Annotated in this window: 14 protein-coding genes; 11 read left to right on the top strand and 3 right to left on the bottom strand. The window is 52.7% G+C overall.

The genetic code is table 11. The annotated features are described in order from the left end of the window. Positions 1-5: 5 nt before the first annotated feature. Positions 6-2,858 carry a DEAD/DEAH box helicase gene (locus P771_RS0107940; RefSeq protein WP_035244133.1) on the top strand — a complete coding sequence of 951 codons (2,853 nt, stop codon included), beginning with the start codon at positions 6-8 and terminating at the stop codon, positions 2,856-2,858. A 24-nt stretch (positions 2,859-2,882) separates the two neighbouring features. Then, a complete protein-coding gene (locus tag P771_RS0107935; RefSeq protein WP_028574726.1) occupies positions 2,883-3,926 on the top strand; it encodes a hypothetical protein in 1,044 nt (347 codons plus the stop codon). Here the strand turns inward: P771_RS0107935 and P771_RS18295 are convergent. Further along, the gene (locus P771_RS18295) at positions 3,920-4,561 is read right to left on the bottom strand and encodes a YkgJ family cysteine cluster protein (protein ID WP_084301766.1); all 642 of its coding nucleotides are present in this window, start codon (positions 4,559-4,561) and stop codon (positions 3,920-3,922) included. The genes P771_RS0107935 and P771_RS18295 overlap by 7 nt on opposite strands. Before the next feature lie 167 nt (positions 4,562-4,728). Here P771_RS18295 and P771_RS0107925 point away from each other — a divergent pair, with 167 nt between their 5' ends. Beyond that, the gene (locus P771_RS0107925; RefSeq protein ID WP_161635954.1) at positions 4,729-5,568 is read left to right on the top strand and encodes a M23 family metallopeptidase; all 840 of its coding nucleotides are present in this window, start codon (positions 4,729-4,731) and stop codon (positions 5,566-5,568) included. Between the two features lie 22 nt (positions 5,569-5,590). On the opposite strand, the gene P771_RS0107920 is transcribed toward P771_RS0107925, so the two are convergent. Both P771_RS0107920 and P771_RS0107915 read right to left on the bottom strand, forming a co-directional pair. Beyond that, entirely contained in the window at positions 5,591-6,010 is a 420-nt protein-coding gene (locus tag P771_RS0107920; protein WP_051617205.1) for a cereblon family protein, read from the bottom strand. Between the two features lie 110 nt (positions 6,011-6,120). Then, positions 6,121-7,107: an efflux RND transporter periplasmic adaptor subunit gene (locus tag P771_RS0107915; RefSeq protein WP_161635953.1), complete on the bottom strand. Its 987-nt coding sequence runs from the start codon at positions 7,105-7,107 to the stop codon at positions 6,121-6,123. Positions 7,108-7,307: 200 nt separating this feature from the next. Here P771_RS0107915 and panB point away from each other — a divergent pair, with 200 nt between their 5' ends. The 8 genes from panB (at position 7,308) to P771_RS0107875 (ending at position 15,405) form a co-directional block, all read left to right on the top strand. After that, positions 7,308-8,108, top strand: coding sequence for a 3-methyl-2-oxobutanoate hydroxymethyltransferase (gene panB / locus P771_RS0107910; RefSeq protein WP_028574722.1), 801 nt, complete (start codon positions 7,308-7,310; stop codon positions 8,106-8,108). Between the two features lie 104 nt (positions 8,109-8,212). After that, a complete protein-coding gene (gene dtd / locus P771_RS0107905) occupies positions 8,213-8,665 on the top strand; it encodes a D-aminoacyl-tRNA deacylase (RefSeq protein WP_337833572.1) in 453 nt (150 codons plus the stop codon). A 17-nt stretch (positions 8,666-8,682) separates the two neighbouring features. Beyond that, a complete protein-coding gene (locus tag P771_RS0107900) occupies positions 8,683-9,816 on the top strand; it encodes a PP2C family protein-serine/threonine phosphatase (protein ID WP_028574720.1) in 1,134 nt (377 codons plus the stop codon). 6 nt (positions 9,817-9,822) lie between these two features. Then, positions 9,823-10,236, top strand: a complete 414-nt coding sequence (locus tag P771_RS18290; protein WP_051617204.1) for an ATP-binding protein — start codon at positions 9,823-9,825, stop codon at positions 10,234-10,236. Further along, a complete protein-coding gene (locus P771_RS0107890) occupies positions 10,218-10,535 on the top strand; it encodes an STAS domain-containing protein (RefSeq protein WP_028574719.1) in 318 nt (105 codons plus the stop codon). The genes P771_RS18290 and P771_RS0107890 overlap by 19 nt, the downstream gene beginning before the upstream one ends. Beyond that, positions 10,525-12,231, top strand: coding sequence for a CgeB family protein (locus tag P771_RS0107885; protein WP_051617203.1), 1,707 nt, complete (start codon positions 10,525-10,527; stop codon positions 12,229-12,231). Before P771_RS0107890 ends, P771_RS0107885 begins: the two co-directional genes overlap by 11 nt. Then, positions 12,224-13,624 (top strand): glycosyltransferase family 9 protein, encoded by a 1,401-nt coding sequence (locus P771_RS0107880; RefSeq protein ID WP_028574717.1) that lies wholly within the window; start codon positions 12,224-12,226, stop codon positions 13,622-13,624. Before P771_RS0107885 ends, P771_RS0107880 begins: the two co-directional genes overlap by 8 nt. 74 nt (positions 13,625-13,698) lie before the next feature. Then, positions 13,699-15,405, top strand: a complete 1,707-nt coding sequence (locus P771_RS0107875; protein ID WP_028574716.1) for a flagellar hook-length control protein FliK — start codon at positions 13,699-13,701, stop codon at positions 15,403-15,405. The last annotated feature ends 34 nt before the right edge of the window (positions 15,406-15,439 follow it).

Below are 15,439 nucleotides of genomic sequence, written 5' to 3'. Positions count from 1 at the left end.
GTTACGTGTCCATAGAAAAATTTATCAGACAGGTCTCCGGGGATGAAGCCCTGGGTATCAACATTGTCAGTCATAAGGTTTTCCCCGCTCAAAAGGGCGAATATGCCAGATTAAGCTGCACGGATAACTCCCTGGTCCAGGCCCTGGAAAAAAGCGGGATCAGGTTTTTGTACACCCATCAGGCAGAGGCCATCAATCTGGTCAGATCCGGAAAAAACGTGGTTGTTTCAACGCCCACGGCCAGTGGCAAGTCCCTGATCTACAATCTTCCGGTCTTTGAATCCATCCTGGAAGACCCTGAAGTCAGGGCCCTGTATCTTTTTCCTTTAAAGGCCCTGACCCAGGATCAGCATCAGTTCATAGCTGAACTGGCCGGACGTCTGAAGGAAAATCAGGATATATCTTCAGCCGTGTATGACGGTGATACTGACCATGCTGTCAGGTCCATGATCAAGAAGGACCCGCCCAGGATAATCCTGACCAATCCGGACATGCTTCACCGGTCCTTTCTGCCTTATCACCGGAAGTGGAAGGGCTTCTTCTCCGGCCTTAAGTATGTGATTGTGGATGAAGTCCACACCTACCGGGGAGTTATGGGCTCCAATATGGCCTGGGTATTCCGGCGTCTGGCCAGGATCTGCGCTCACTACGGCCGGGAGCCGGTCTTTATTTTCAGTTCAGCCACCATCAGAAATCCGGTTCAGTTCACCTCACAGCTGACTGGAATGGATTGCACCAGTCTGACTAAAAGCAGGGCGCCTCAGGGAAAAAAACACCTGCTTCTGGTTGATCCTTTGATGCAGGGAGCAGCTGGAGCAGCAATAAGGCTTCTGGGCAGAGCCCTGGAAGCAGGGCTCAGGACCATAGTCTATACCCAGTCCAGAAAGATGACCGAACTCATTGCCATGTGGTGTGCTGAAAAGGCCGGGCCGTTTAAAAACAGAATAAGCGCTTACAGGGCCGGGTTCCTGCCTGAGCAGCGCCGGGAAATCGAGGCCGGGCTATCCTCTGGCAGGCTTCTGGCCGTGGTATCAACCAGTGCCCTGGAGCTCGGCATAGATATTGGTCACCTGGATTTATGTCTGCTGGTGGGATATCCGGGATCGGTCATGGCCACGAGGCAGCGGGCCGGACGGGTGGGCCGGAGCGGTCGGGACAGTGCCGTGATGCTCATCGGGCATGAGGATGCCCTGGACCAGTACTTTCTGCGTCATCCCCAGGAGTTTTTTTCCATGGAACCTGAAAGCGCAGTAATTGATCCTTACAATCCCCGAATCATGTCAAACCACCTGGTGTGTGCGGCTGCAGATCTTCCTCTGCAGACTGAAGAAAAGTTTCTGGAGCACCAGGCTCAAAAAAGTGTCTGCGATCTTGCAAAGCAGGGGAGACTGATTCCAGCAGGCAGGGGTGATTACTATTATACCCTGGAGAAGTATCCTCACAAGGATGTTGATCTGCGGGGATCAGGTGGTAATTACAGTATTTTTGACCAGATCACCGGGGAGTTCCTGGGGGATATTGACCAGGCCAGGGTATTTTATGAAACACACCCTGGAGCAGTTTATCTGCATCTGGGCAAAACATACCTGGTCCATGAACTCAGTCTGGAAACCAGGTCTGTTTTTGCAGCTGAAACCAGGCTCAGTTACTATACCCGGGCTTGTACCCAGAAGCAGACCGAGATTGTTGAAACACTTCAATCCGGGGTCACTGGAGCAGGGAAGGTCTGCCTGGGAAAACTGAAGGTTACCGAACAGGTGGTGGGTTATGAAAAGAGGCAGGTCAAAGGGCAGAGAAGGATAGGGAGTGTACCCCTGGATCTCCCCCCGGTGATCTTTGAGACTCAGGGAATCTGGCTGACCATAGACCCTGATCTGCACAAGCAGATAGAAAAAAAGATGATGCACTTTATGGGGGGGATTCATGCTGTGGAGCATTGTCTCATTGGGTGCCTGCCCTTGCTGATCCTCACTGATCGTAATGATCTGGGGGGGATATCCACTCCGGCCCATGAACAGCTGGGCACTGGTGCGATTTTCATTTATGATGGAATCCCGGGCGGCATAGGGCTTTGCTCCCAGGCCTTCACCCTTATGGACCAGCTCCTGGACAGGGCTGTGAGGGTCATTTCCGGCTGTCCGTGTGAAAATGGCTGTCCGGCCTGTGTTCATTCTCCCAAATGCGGATCCGGGAACAGACCCCTGGATAAGGAAGCAGCCATGGTCATGCTGAGGGAGCTGGCCGGGAAAAAAGTACAGCCTGTATCCTGTCCAGCCGGGTCTGCCCGGCTGGAAAAAGATAAAAGCAAGGAAAAGAGCCGGATGAAGAATTTTGCAGTACTTGATATTGAAACCAGGCTTTCTGCCCAGGAGGTAGGGGGATGGGGCAACAGCCATCTCATGGGAGTGAGCTGTTCAGTTGTTTATGATTCCAGCTCCAATGAGTTCTTGACTTTTTTTCAGGAACAGACCGATGATCTGGGAAAATATCTGAGCAGTTTCGACCTGGTGGTGGGCTTCAATCTCATCCGGTTTGATTACCGGGTTCTGAAAGGACAGTCAGGTTTCAACTTTCACGATCTGCCAACCCTTGATATCCTGGCTGACGTGGAAAAAAGGCTGGGTCACCGACTTTCCCTGGACCACCTGGCTGGGCACACCCTGGGGGTAAACAAGTCAGCCAGCGGCTTGCTGGCCCTTAAGTGGTGGAAGCAGGGTAAAATGGACAAAATAATTGAGTATTGCCGACAGGATGTGGCCATTACCAGGGATTTGTATCAATTTGGTCGGGAACAGGGTCATCTTGTTTTTCAGAACAGGTCCGGACGGAAAGTCAGAATCCCGGTGGACTGGAATTAGAATTCAAGGCTCAAGGGGTGAACCATGTCTAAAAAAATGATTGTTGTCCTTGGAGCAGGATTGCTTGGTCTTTTGCTGGCCGGGGGCCTGTGGTTTTTTCACTTTGCCGGTCCAAAACCTTCTCCTGAAGAGGAACAGCCTGAGGAGACCAGGAGGATAGACTTTACAACCCGTTTTGAAGATCTCAGGGTGGGCGATGGTGTTCAGCCTGAAACAGACGAGGCTGATTCCAGGCCCGTGGCTGAGGATGAAGATATCTACCTGGCCGATGAGATGATTTCTGATGACTTTTCAGGCAGGCTGGCTGAGAAGATTTTCAACGCCTATATTCCGGCAGGTCCTGCAGGAGGACCTGGCAGATTTGCTCTGACCTTTAAGCAGGTGAACATGAATTATGCTGTTGATCTTACCGGCTTCAGGGTGGATCAGGAAGATATCCTCAGGGGCAGACAGGAGGTCCTGGGGCATCTGCTGCAGCCTGTGGTGATCAGATCAGCAACCTCATTTTACGGTCCCAGGCTCCTGGACCGTATTCAAGACCTTGCCCAGACCAGGATCAGGACCATTCCTTCCCCTGCCCAGCCGCAGGAAAGGGTTTTGACCAGGTATGAAACAGCAGAGCTGTTCAGATTGCTGGCTGAAAGACTGAACCAGTTATCAGAGGTCTTTGAACGGACCGCTGCTGATCCGGGAACCCTGGATCTGGTAGGGGACTATCTGCTGGTGGTGGATGAACTGCGGGACACCTATTTCAAGTACTGGCAACTGGATGAAGACTCGAATGCCTCTGAAAGAGAAAGACTTGGCAATGAAATCAAGTCCCTGATCATGCAGAGGGAAAACATCAGGGAAAAGATCATTTCCAGGGTGGCTGATTCTGAAATGCGTCAGGCCGGGCATGACCATGTCTATGAGGTTCAGTGGATTTACCGGCGGATGGAGGTTGACGGATTTTCAGGCGAGTCCATCCAGGCCCTGGCTGAAGCCGCCCGGATAGTTGCTGATCAGGCCCTGGAAAGGTCGGAAAAGCTTCTGGAGAATGATGCCGGATCCATCCAGGATCAGTGATGCTCCAGGAAGGTCTTAACCGGGATGACCAGCTCTGTCAGAGGACGGCCAAAGTAGTAGTCGAGTACTGGTGGCCCTGCTCCGGTTTTTTCCATGAATGAGTTTCTGAACTGCTGGTCCCGGGATAAGATCAGTTTGATCTCATGTCCGGCCTTGCCGGGGAAATGTTTATCCTCTTTGAGCAGGTCCACCAGCAAGTTCACCGGACACTGGTTTTCATGGATTTGGATCAGCTCTTCCAGGGCGGTCCCCTTTTTGAAGATATTTGTTCTGGAAAGGGTGTTCTGATTGTAGGATTGGGTTATTTTGCCGGTGTTCCAGCACTCAAGGAGCCTGCATTGAGCTGGTCTGCGGTCGTGGATGGTGCAGAGGTTCGTGGCCTGATGGTGAAAGATGCAGGACCAGGTCCCGGGCCTTTTCCCCTTGACCTTGATAAGCTCTCTGTCCAGCAGGACCGGTCTTCCCAGAATATTGTCCAGGGCTGGTTCACCCTTGCGCAGGAGAACAAGGTTCTCAGGCAGGAGGATTTTTTCAGTAACAAGTCCCAGATCCTGCATGTGGAGCACAGGTCCGTTTTTTCGGCAGCATGTTCCGCATTTGCGGCAGCTGTTTTGAGGGAAGCCGGGTTGCTTCATCTTTAGTCATATTTCCCAGTGAAAGTGTTAGCTGAAAGGTCCTGGGCTGGTAATGTCCGGGTGAAAAAAATATCTTGAAGCGTACTGGCCGTCAAATACATGTTCAGTCCGGGCAGGACTGCTGAACCTGCCGGATGATCCGTAAAAAAGAATTTCAGGAGGAAGGTGTGAGAAGGATATTATTGATCAGTCTGATATTGATGTTGTGGTCTCTTCCGGCCCATGCGGTCTCCATATCAATTCCCGAGCAGGTAGGGCAGGGTGAGCCTTTTCTGGTTGAAATCAGCTGGGACCGCCAGCCTGAAAGAATATCGGTCTCCTGGATGAACAAGACCCGGGACTATCCCGTAGAGCTGCCTGGTACCCAGGCCATCCTGCTGGGGGCCGGGCTGGATCATAAGGGAAGTTATCCCCTGAGCCTTGCTTTTGAAATCAATGGTTCGCGCCTGGACAGGCAGAAGCAGATAAGAATAGTTGAAAAAGATTACCCGGTTCAGCGTCTCAGTCTGCCCGAGTCCATGGTCACTCCACCCGCAGAAGTCCTGGACAGGATAGCCAGGGAGAGGGAAAAGACCCTGGCAGCAGTGAACACCTTCAGCCTTGACCGGTTCTGGTCTGATTCCTTTGTCCGTCCGGTTCCCGGAAGCGTGAGTTCGCCTTTTGGAGTGCGCCGGTTCTTAAATGACCAGCCCCGGGCACCCCATCGCGGCGTGGACCTGCGCGGGGCAGAAGGGGTACCAGTGGCAGCCATGGAGACCGGGCAGGTGATTTTAACCGGGGATTTTTATTACGGAGGAAAGACCGTGATTATTGATCATGGTCTCGGGTTTCAGACGGTTTATATGCACCTGAGTGAAATCCAGGTAAATGAGAAAGAATTTATTTCCAGGGGAGATCAGGTCGGCCTGGTGGGCATGACCGGCAGGGCCACTGGACCGCATCTGCATTTGGGGGTCTATATCCTGGGGGAGGCGGTTGATCCCCTGGTCCTTTTGGGTGAAAAATAAGGAACCGTTTCAGGGTTAGCAGCTACTCCCGGATCAGACGGTCCAGGATGAACCCGAAGAAAGAAACGGCTCCAGACTCAGATCCGGAATAGATCCATCCCAGCTGAGTCCGGCAGGCAGTACACAGGGCTGTCTGCCAGAAGTAGCCGGGAAACCATGTGAACTCTTCAGTTACCGGACCCAGCCCGGTGATATTTTCTGCTTTGGAGAAGCAGCCCACCTCAAAGACCAGACCCTGAGGATTGACAAAGACATGAGCATGGCTGCCGTTGATGTTTACGGCGTAAACATCCTCTGTAATGATGGCCCTGCAGAGGCTGCAGATGATTTGACCTTTGCCGGGGCGTTCCTGGTCATCCTCCAGGGTGATTGAGTCCGGGGTGAATCCGGGTGCTGTTCTGGTCTTGAACAGGAGAGTGGTTCGGCCTTCAAGGCTGGTCATTTGAATTATCCGCTGATTTTCTGGATGACTGGGTAAAGTTTCTGTTAGCCTCTTTAAACAGTGCAGGCCTTTAATCCTGTGCAACGGTGGAAATGGCCTATTTAAAACGCTTAAGGAGCCTGGCTGGTGATTTCCAGTTCAACCACCGAACCTAGAGGAATCCTGAATCTGTCACCTGGATGATCATCAAACCCGTAAGGGTCGATGAACTCAACAACTATGCCCGTCATTCCGGTTTCCGGATCCAGCCGTTCAATTGTTCTGGTGACTTTGCCGGCGCGAAAGCGCTGGACATGGTCGCCCATGAGCCTGATTTTGACCCGGGGAGCATTACTTTGGTCGTTGATTTCGGAAATGTTCAGCCATCCTGCTGAGGCAGAAGGGATATGGGCCATGATTCTGGCCCGGTCCAGGGGTATCAAGACAGCCAGACTCTGGTCAGGGGTAACCTGCTCTCCGGCAGAAACCCGGCTGGAGACAACCAGGCAGGGAAAGGGAAATCTGATCACAGTTCCGTCCAGTTCCCTGCGTGCCCTGGTCAGTTCATTCCGGGCCTTGGTCATTTCCTGTCTGGCCTTTTCCAGTTGCGGGGCGTAAACAAGCAAGGGGTCCGGTTCAGTATATCTCCTGGTCTGGAAAAGCTTCCAGTCCTGGTGGTCGTCAAGAACCGCATGTTCCAGCAGGGCCAGCTGCTGTTCAGCTCTCAGGACCCGGTTTTGGGCTGATTTAAAGGCTGATCTTTGGGCCTGACTGTCCAAGATGATTATTTCCTCCTGGGCGGCAATGATTTCACCCTGGTCCAGTCTGGGTGATACGTATTCGATCCTGGCCGGGACCGGAGCATGGACCCTGATCTCCTGAACAGGCTCGACCAGACCGGTCAGGACGATCCTGGTCCTGTCCGGATATGCTGCTGGACTGGTTACGGGAAACGGGTCAGCAATGCCGGAATCCCGGGATGACTGATCATCCTGACACCCGGACAGCATGCCCACTATTAACCCCGTGACCAGGACAGCAGCAGCTGTAAAAGCAATTTGTTTTAAATAATTCATGGCAGTACGGCTGTAATCAGATGACTTTATTCTTGTAATCATTTTATGCTGCTGCCATGATCCTTTGTCAACAGGTTGCTGGCAGATGGTTTTGTGTGAAAACAGGGTTTGCTTTGATCCTGCAGGCAGAGACATGAATTTCAGCAATGGTGTCGGGCCAGCCGGCTGGCAGGATTAAATTGTTGCCGAACTTGGTGTAGTTTTATAAAGTAGAGTCAGTTTAGATAGCAAGCGGGTAAGCAATGAACAAGACAACTGTACCGGATGTGTTAAGGGCAAAGGGACAAAACAAGCTGGCCATGGTCACGGCTTATGACTATTCCATGGCCAGACTGGCAGATCAGTGCGGACTGGACATGATTCTGGTGGGTGATTCTCTGGGCATGGTAAGTCTTGGCTACGACAGCACTCTGCCGGTGACCATGCAGGATATGCTCCACCATACCCGGGCCGTGGCCAGGGGAGTAGACAAGGCCCTGGTGGTGGCTGACATGCCGTTCATGTCCTATCAGACCGGGGTAGGCCGGGCCGTTTACAATGCAGGCCGGTTCATGAAGGAATCCCTGGCCGGGGCAGTCAAGGTGGAAGGCGGGGCCGCTATAGTGCCTCAGATCCGGGCCATGGTGGAATCCGGAATACCGGTCATGGGACACCTGGGATTGACCCCGCAGCATGTGGCCATGTTCGGCGGTTTCAAGGTTCAGGGACGGGGAAAGTCGGGAGAACTGATTGCTGAGCAGGCTGGTCAGTTGGAACAAGCAGGATGTTTTTGCCTGGTTCTGGAGGCGATTCCTCCGGGTCTGGCAGGAAGAATTACAAAAAAACTGAACATTCCCACCATAGGGATCGGGGCCGGGCCTGAGTGCGATGGACAGGTCCTGGTCATTAACGATCTGCTTGGCATGAATGATGAATTCACTCCCAGGTTTGTGAAAAAGTATGCTGATCTTTCCGTGATTATCAAAAAGGCCCTGACGGATTACGTCCAGGATGTCCGATCAGGAGGATTCCCCAGAGAGGAGCACTGTTACCGGGAAGATTGACCAGTACTGACTGGAGGCACCAGCAGGTCCAGATCAGTTGAAACAGGGCGGTGTATTGCCGCCTCAAGGTTTAAAGGGGTCATGTCAGGATTATGAGACTTCTTGTGCAAAGGGTGAAATGGGCCAGGGTCAAGGTTGACAGTCTGGTTGCCGGGGAGATTGAAAACGGGCTCATGGTTCTAATCGGCTTTTCAGCCCGGGATACTGACCTTCCGGGGCAAAGGCCCTGGAAGACCATCATAGCCAAGCTTCCAAGGCTGAGGGTATTTTCTGATGACCTGGGAAATCTCAACCTGAGTCTGAAGGATGTCCAGGGCCGGATACTGCTCATACCTCAGTTCACCTTGTACGCTGACTGCCGGAAGGGGCGCAGACCAGGATTTTCCGGCTCAGCGCCTTATGACGTGGCCAGGGATCTATTTGAAAGATTTGCAGCTGATCTTGCCCGGGAAGGGCCAGGGGTTGCGCTTGGAGTATTCGGGGCTGAAATGGAAGTTGAACTGAACAATTTCGGTCCAGTGACGATCATGCTGGACAGTGATGATTTTTTCTGCTGATCAGACTGGATTGACTTATGGACGGTATCAGAATTCTTATTGCGGAAAATTCAGAAGAGTACAGAAGGTTTCTGGTCAGCCTGCTGGGAAGCGACTATATTGTTGAAACCTGTTCTGACCGGAATCGTCTCATCGACAGATACCTTTCCTTTTCTCCTCAGATAGTCCTTATGGATGTAAGCCGAGACGCAGCTGAATCCCTGGGGGCTATAAGATACATCAGAAGTCAAGCCAATGACAATGATGTGTTCATTCTTGTCCTGTCCGGACAGGCATCTAATGAACTCATGATCAGGGCCCTTAACTGCGGAGCCAATGACTATATCCTGAAGACTCTGGTCCGGGAGGAACTTCTGGCCCGGCTGGAGGTGGCCAGAAGGCAGATCAGTCTGGTCCATCAGCTTCATCTGGCTTACAGGCGCATATCTTCGGAAATGGATACTGTTGCTGATCTGCAGAACCGTCTTCTGCCCAGGGAACATCCGGTTATCCCTGGAATCAACCTGGACTGGCTTTACCATCCTTCTGGAAGGGCAAGTGGTGATTACTTTGATTATTTTGCGGTAAATGATCATGTGCTGCGGTTTGTGGTGGCCGATGTCTCAGGGCACGGGGCCAGGGCTGCCTTTATCATGAACACGGTGCGCACGATTTTTCAGGTATCCAGGCGGCACCATCTGTCCCTGGACCAGGTCATCACTTTTATCAATGAAGACCTGTGCGGAAGCGTGGGAGATGAAATGGACTTTGTCACCCTGGCGGCCTGTGATCTTAATCTTCAGGAGAAGAGCGTACTTTTTATAAATGCTGGACATTGCCCCGGGCTGTTCTGCATTGACCACCAGGTATTCTTTGCTTCTCCGCCCACTGCCAGACCTCTGGGCTTCTTTAAACTGGACCTGCAGCCGGTGAAGATTGCCTATTCCGACTGGATCAAGATTATGCTTTTCACTGACGGATTTTATGAGTGGGAAGTGGAACCGAATGAATTCTTGGGGCTGCCCAGGTTCCTGGACCTGGCCGGGAACATGATGGCTGAAGATGATTTCTGCCTGCAGCGATTAAAGACGCATCTGGAATCCATTCCTGAAATGCCCCCGGCTTTCCGGGATGACCTGACCGCCCTGGTGGTTCAAACCTCTGCCCTGTGACGCCCCATGCTTGACCTGACCTTGAAGACAACCATCTCTCCATGCAGGGCAAGGATGATCACCCGGGGCATGGTCAACTTTCTCAGGGAACTGATAACTGATGATGTGCTGCACGACATCGAGCTGGCCCTGACCGAGGCCTGCTCCAATGTTGCCCTGCACGCTTATCCCGGTGGCTCAGGGCCGGTCTGGATCCGGATGACGGTCAGCCTGAACAGGGAAATCAGCTTTCAACTGGTTGACCAGGGGGTTGAGTTTTCCTGTCCCCTGGATCTGCCTGGCAAGGATTCTCATTCAGGAAGGGGGATATATATAATCCGCAGGGTGGCCAGCGGTTTCAGCTATGAGCGAAAGGACGGGTCCAATATTCTCTGCTTTAAAAAGACAATAAGAAGGGATCAATGGAAAGAGTGCGTCTGATTAATGAGGATGGGCTGGTAAAGATTTTTGTGGAAGGGGAGATCACCCTGGAGATCATTGCCGAGTTAAAGACACTGTTCAATAATGTGTTCATGCGGGACTGGCACAGTCTGGTGGTTGATCTTTCTGGAGTCAGGTTTATGGACAGTTCAGGCATCGGATTCTTGACCGCCATGAACAACAGGGCCTGCCAGATGAACAGGGGCTTTGTCCTGGAGAATCCCTCGGACCAGGTCCTTAAGACTTTGAAGCTGGTCAATCTGGCTGATTATTTCAGGATTGTCCGCAGTGAGTGCTGAAATAAGCTATTCCCTGTCCCCAGTCCAAAGATCTGAACAGGTCGAGGATGTGGAGATATCAGCCTGCAACCGGACATTCAGGCTCATGGGCCGTTTTGGCCACCGGCTGACAGACAGCGCTGTCAAGGCTTTGGAAGAAGGAAAGGATCTGCTGCCGGTCCTTGTTGGGGCAGGTTCCAGGCAATATCTGGAAGCGGTTCTTAAAGCCCATCCAGGCCCCATGGCTGTTGTGGACAAGGAAGAACAGATCATGAAGATGACCGGCACCGACCAGGTCCTTGCAAAATTCAGGGACCGGGTCCTTTTGATTCATTCCGGCTCTTCCACGGACGCTCTGACCGTCCTGACCAGATGGCAGATGCAAAACCAGGGACGTCCTTTCCTGAGCTTGTCCCTTCCCTCCTACTTGCGCCTGGATCGAAGCTATTACAAGGAACTGGATACAGCCCTCAAAACAGGAGCAAAGTACGACTTCTGGGCCAGGTCCAGATATTCAAAATTCAAGGCTGATAACCCCAGGATACTCCTGATCACCACTGACTACTTTCTCATGGGGGAGATCATTGCCGCCTGCCAGCGCCTGGATGTTCCCCACCGCCTTCTTGATCTTCAGGACAAGGAAATGGGCAGGGAAGATTTTGTCCGGGACTTTTTGCAGGCCGTACTGGAATTCCGGCCTGATTTTGTCTTCACCATCAACCACATGGGGCTGGACAGGGAGGGGGTCCTGGTGGACCTGCTGGAAAAAATGGAGCTGCCTCTGGCATCCTGGTTTGTGGACAATCCCCACCTGATCCTCTACCGCTACCAGAATCTGGCCAGCCCGTTGTGCACAATCTTCACCTGGGACTCAGACAACTTGCCAAGCCTGAGTGCAAGGGGGTTTAACAGGGTGCATTATCTGCCCCTGGCCACTGATGCCCAACGTTTTGTCCCTGGCAGGCTGCTGTCCGGATTCCCGGGACAGGCCCGGGATATATCCTTTGTGGGCAATTCTATGGTCCACAAGGTGAGGGCCAGACTGGACAGGGTGCTCAAGGCCGACCAGGGCAAAAGGCTGGGGGCCGGTTTTCAGGAGGTGGCAGGGGCCTTTATTCAAAGCAGGCATAATCTGGTATCCTCATTGCTGGAAGAAAAGTTTCCTGCTTTGTGGAGGGATTTCCAGGACCTGCCGGACATGGAGTCAAGGCTGGATTACGAAGCACTGGTCACCTGGGAATCCACCAGGATCTACAGAAAAAAGTGCGTGGAACGGATCCTCCCCTTTCATCCCCTGATTGCCGGAGATGACGGATGGAAGGAGACTTTTATTGGCTCAGACAAATGGGCATACGTTCCTGAACTGAATTACTATGCTGATCTGCCTGGCTTTTATGCCCATGCCAGGATAAATTTCAACACTACCAGCGCCCAGATGAAAGGGGCAGTCAACCAGAGGGTCTTTGATGTCCCGGCCTGCGGGTCGTTTCTGATCACTGATCACCGCAGACAGCTGGAGGATCTGCTGGAGCCGGGCAGGGAAGTTGTCTGTTATCATGAACTGGATGAAATAGGTGACCTGGTCAGGTATTATTTGAAAAATCCGGACCAGAGAAATGAAGTTGCTGCCAGGGCCAGGAAGAGGGTTCTGGATGAGCATACCTATGACCACAGGCTGCGAGCCCTGTGTGCTCAAATGAAGAAGATTTATGGCTAAACCGATCCTGATTCTTCAGATGCAGAGGATGGGGGACCTGATCATGTCATTCCCCCTTTTTTTGTGGCTGAAAAAGACATATCCGGGCCACAGGATACAGGTTGTGGGGGAAAAGATCTTTTATGAAGGTCTGGTGGAGATGTCCCCGGAGGTTTTATATGTCCCCTGGCAGAGACGGGAGTTTGCCCTGAAAGAGGACTACCGCCTGGTGATCAACCTGAGTCACCGGCCAGAAGCGGCCTGGCTGGCAGGAAAGGTCAAGTCAGAAGAGCTGGCCGGGCCTTACCTGACAGACAGCAAGGTCCTGCGGATTGCTGGTCAGTGGCAGCTATACCGATCAAGTATTGTACACAACAACCGCTACAACCGGTTCCACTGGGCTGAACTCAATGCTCTGGATGTCGTACCCTGGCAGCTCATAGGCAATACCAGGTGGAATCAGCCGGAAACCACTGCTGGAAATCAGCGGATCGGTCTTTTTATTGGAGCCAGCCAGAGCAACAAGAGGCCTGGGACCGAGTTTTACGCCCTTTTATGTAATGAACTTGTGAGATGCGGTTACCAGCCTGTGATCCTGGGCGGTCCAGGTGAGAAGGACCTGGCCGGAAAAATAATCGGGCGGTGCCGGGTCAAACCCTTAAGCCTTGTAGGCAGGCTGAACCTTATCCAGCTGGGAAAGGTCTGCCGGGGACTGAACCTGCTCATTACCCCGGACACCGGTCCCATGCATCTGGCTGCCTGGATCGGCTTGAAGACCCTGAACCTCTCCCTTGGGCCGGTAAATCCATGGGAGACAGGCCCTTATCAGCCCGGTCATCTGGTCATGCGTTCCAGTGTCAGCTGTACCGGCTGCTGGGAATGTACCAGGAGGGATCCGATGTGTGCTGGCACCTTTCGGGTCCGGCAGGTTATGGTTCTGGTCCGGGAGATGCTCTGCTCCGGCCCGGAAAAAGCCACAGCCAGGGATTTCAAGGGGGTCAACGTGTTCAGGACCGGCCGGAAGCGAGGCCTGTACGCCCTGGAATCTGTCAAGGCCAAACATGTCCTTTCCAATGACCTGGCCGGATTCTGGCAAAGTTTCTGGAAATTTCAATTCGGCCTGGAATCCCAAGAAAGTCTTTTTCAAAATGCTTTGGCAATACATGATGCCCACCCCTTTTTAAAGGACAGGTTTTCCCGATGCGCTGTAAGTTTCCTGGCGGAACTGAAAAGGCTCATGGCCCGGGGCAGCCTGCCGGACCGTACCTTCTGGAGGGATACTCCTCCGTATTTCAGGCCGTTTACCGGCTATGTCCACCTGATGTGGCAGAACAGCGACTATTCCAGCCAGTCCCTGACCCGGTCCATTGAGCTGGCTGCTCAGCTTGCAGATCTGTTTTCCCCTGGACCCTGATTTCCGGTCTTTTTTTATCCTGTCTCTTCAATCTGGAACAAGAATTGATATGTACTCCCCTGAGGAGTGCAACCATGCAAAATTTTCCCACCACAGATCCTTTGTCCGGTGCAGCGGGCTTTTTTGATACAGGGCCCAGGAAGAGCTCTGGTCACGGGACCTGGACAGATGATTTCAAAAGCGTGTTCAAAGGCGCAGTGGAATCCGGTCAGGATGATCAGAGTCCCAGAAGCGCAGGAGCCAAACAAAGCTCTCTGGACAAAAACCGTAATTCCAGGACCGGCCAGAGCCAGTTCAAGGATGATGATCTGAGCAGGGAAGATTTTGCCGCAGTCAAGAAGGTGCTCCGTGATCACGGAGTCAGTGCCGGAGAGATCAAGGAGCTGGAAAAAAGGTTTGAAAAGTCCGGTCTGACCTGGAAAGAGCTTTTATCAGCCCTTGACTTTACCAGGCTTTCCCGGACTTCAACTGGTCTGACCAATAATGAAAAAAGTCGGCTCATGGGCTTTTTCAGCATGCTGGGATTTAATCCCCTGGAAAGCGGAAACCTTGTTCACAAGCTTGAGAATGGAAAATTTTCCCAGGCATGGGAACAGGTCTCTCAGAGACTTGACCAGGCCTCCGGGGAAAGAGGATTCAGCATTAGCAGGGAGCATGCTCAGGCCCTTTTCAAGGTCATGGGCATAGGCAGTGACCAGCAGGAAAAGTTCAACTCATTTCTGGGTCGTCACCTGGGAAAGTCTGAAATGGGCAACTTTCTGGCCATGGTCAGGAAGGAAGCATCAGGCAGCACAGGCAGTACCCTGAACGAGCTGCTGACCGGACCTCAGGGTCAGAAGGCAGCCCTGTCAGGCAATCTGTCTTCACTGCTGGCAGAAATAGCCAGGATCGCCTCCAGAGAGGAACCAGCAGTGGACAAGGGGGACAAAATCAAGGAGCTGTCCTTTATCAAGGCCAAAAAAGAGAACGCACCCAAGGGAATCGTCAGCCAGGGCCTGGATGGAAATAAAGAGGGCAGCGGTCGGATCAGGCAGGATGAGACTATGGCCAGGTTTCATGACCAGTCAGACAATTCCAGGAACCACCAGGGCAATTCCAGAGATGAGCGTTCTTTGTTTGATCGGCTGAACAGTCACCAGACCAAAGGTGAGTCATCCGGCCAGCCACAGAAAAATGATGATAACTGGGATAAATTTTTGAGTAGAATCAGAACATCGCCTGATTCCACTGACTTGAAAAGCGCAGTGGCCGGAGACTTCAGGGCCAGGAACTCGGCGGAGTCAATCAGACAGAACCCCCATCTCCAGCAGCGGGAATTTGTTTCCCGCCAGATCCTGGAGCAGGTTCAGAACGGGATTTTCAAAAGGATGGATGCCGGCAGGACCCAGATTTCACTCCAGCTTGATCCTCCGGACCTGGGACGGGTGGGGGTGCTGCTGCAGATGAAAGACAAGGAGGTCCGGGCGGTCATCAGGCCCACCAGCCCTGAAGTGGCCCAGATCATCAGCGACAACCTGGCCAGGCTCAAAGCAAGTCTTGAACAGCAGGGGCTCAGGGTAAACAAGATTGAAGTCCAGACTCAGACCCAGGAGGGGCAGACCCAGACCTGGCAAGGCCAGGAAGAGCACAACAAGGCCAGGGAAAGGATGCGGGAGGCAGTGAGAATGGCCAGGATGCGCGGTCTGGACCGGGAGGCCGGGCAGGATGCTCCTTCTGAAGATGGGGGGATAATCATCAGTGATGACTTTTTAAGTGGCAGGGGCCTGGATATCTTTGCCTGACCATTCAGGCTCAACCAGGAAACAAAGTGCAGCA

The sequence above is a fragment of the Desulfonatronovibrio hydrogenovorans DSM 9292 genome (assembly GCF_000686525.1).
In the GTDB taxonomy this organism is placed as follows: Bacteria; Desulfobacterota; Desulfovibrionia; order Desulfovibrionales; family Desulfonatronovibrionaceae; genus Desulfonatronovibrio; species Desulfonatronovibrio hydrogenovorans.
This window is presented reverse-complemented; position numbering and strand designations above follow the sequence as displayed.

What these genes read in the sequence shown, in the direction of transcription:
- P771_RS0107935 (WP_028574726.1), top strand. Translation starts at nt 2,883, where the DNA reads ATGTCTAAAAAAATGATTGTTGTCCTTGGAGCAGGATTGCTTGGTCTT.
- P771_RS18295 (WP_084301766.1), bottom strand. Translation starts at nt 4,561, where the DNA reads ATGAAGCAACCCGGCTTCCCTCAAAACAGCTGCCGCAAATGCGGAACA.
- P771_RS0107920 (WP_051617205.1), bottom strand. Translation starts at nt 6,010, where the DNA reads ATGACCAGCCTTGAAGGCCGAACCACTCTCCTGTTCAAGACCAGAACA.
- P771_RS0107915 (WP_161635953.1), bottom strand. Translation starts at nt 7,107, where the DNA reads ATGATTACAAGAATAAAGTCATCTGATTACAGCCGTACTGCCATGAAT.
- panB (WP_028574722.1), top strand. Translation starts at nt 7,308, where the DNA reads ATGAACAAGACAACTGTACCGGATGTGTTAAGGGCAAAGGGACAAAAC.
- P771_RS0107900 (WP_028574720.1), top strand. Translation starts at nt 8,683, where the DNA reads ATGGACGGTATCAGAATTCTTATTGCGGAAAATTCAGAAGAGTACAGA.
- P771_RS18290 (WP_051617204.1), top strand. Translation starts at nt 9,823, where the DNA reads ATGCTTGACCTGACCTTGAAGACAACCATCTCTCCATGCAGGGCAAGG.
- P771_RS0107890 (WP_028574719.1), top strand. Translation starts at nt 10,218, where the DNA reads ATGGAAAGAGTGCGTCTGATTAATGAGGATGGGCTGGTAAAGATTTTT.
- P771_RS0107880 (WP_028574717.1), top strand. Translation starts at nt 12,224, where the DNA reads ATGGCTAAACCGATCCTGATTCTTCAGATGCAGAGGATGGGGGACCTG.
- P771_RS0107875 (WP_028574716.1), top strand. Translation starts at nt 13,699, where the DNA reads ATGCAAAATTTTCCCACCACAGATCCTTTGTCCGGTGCAGCGGGCTTT.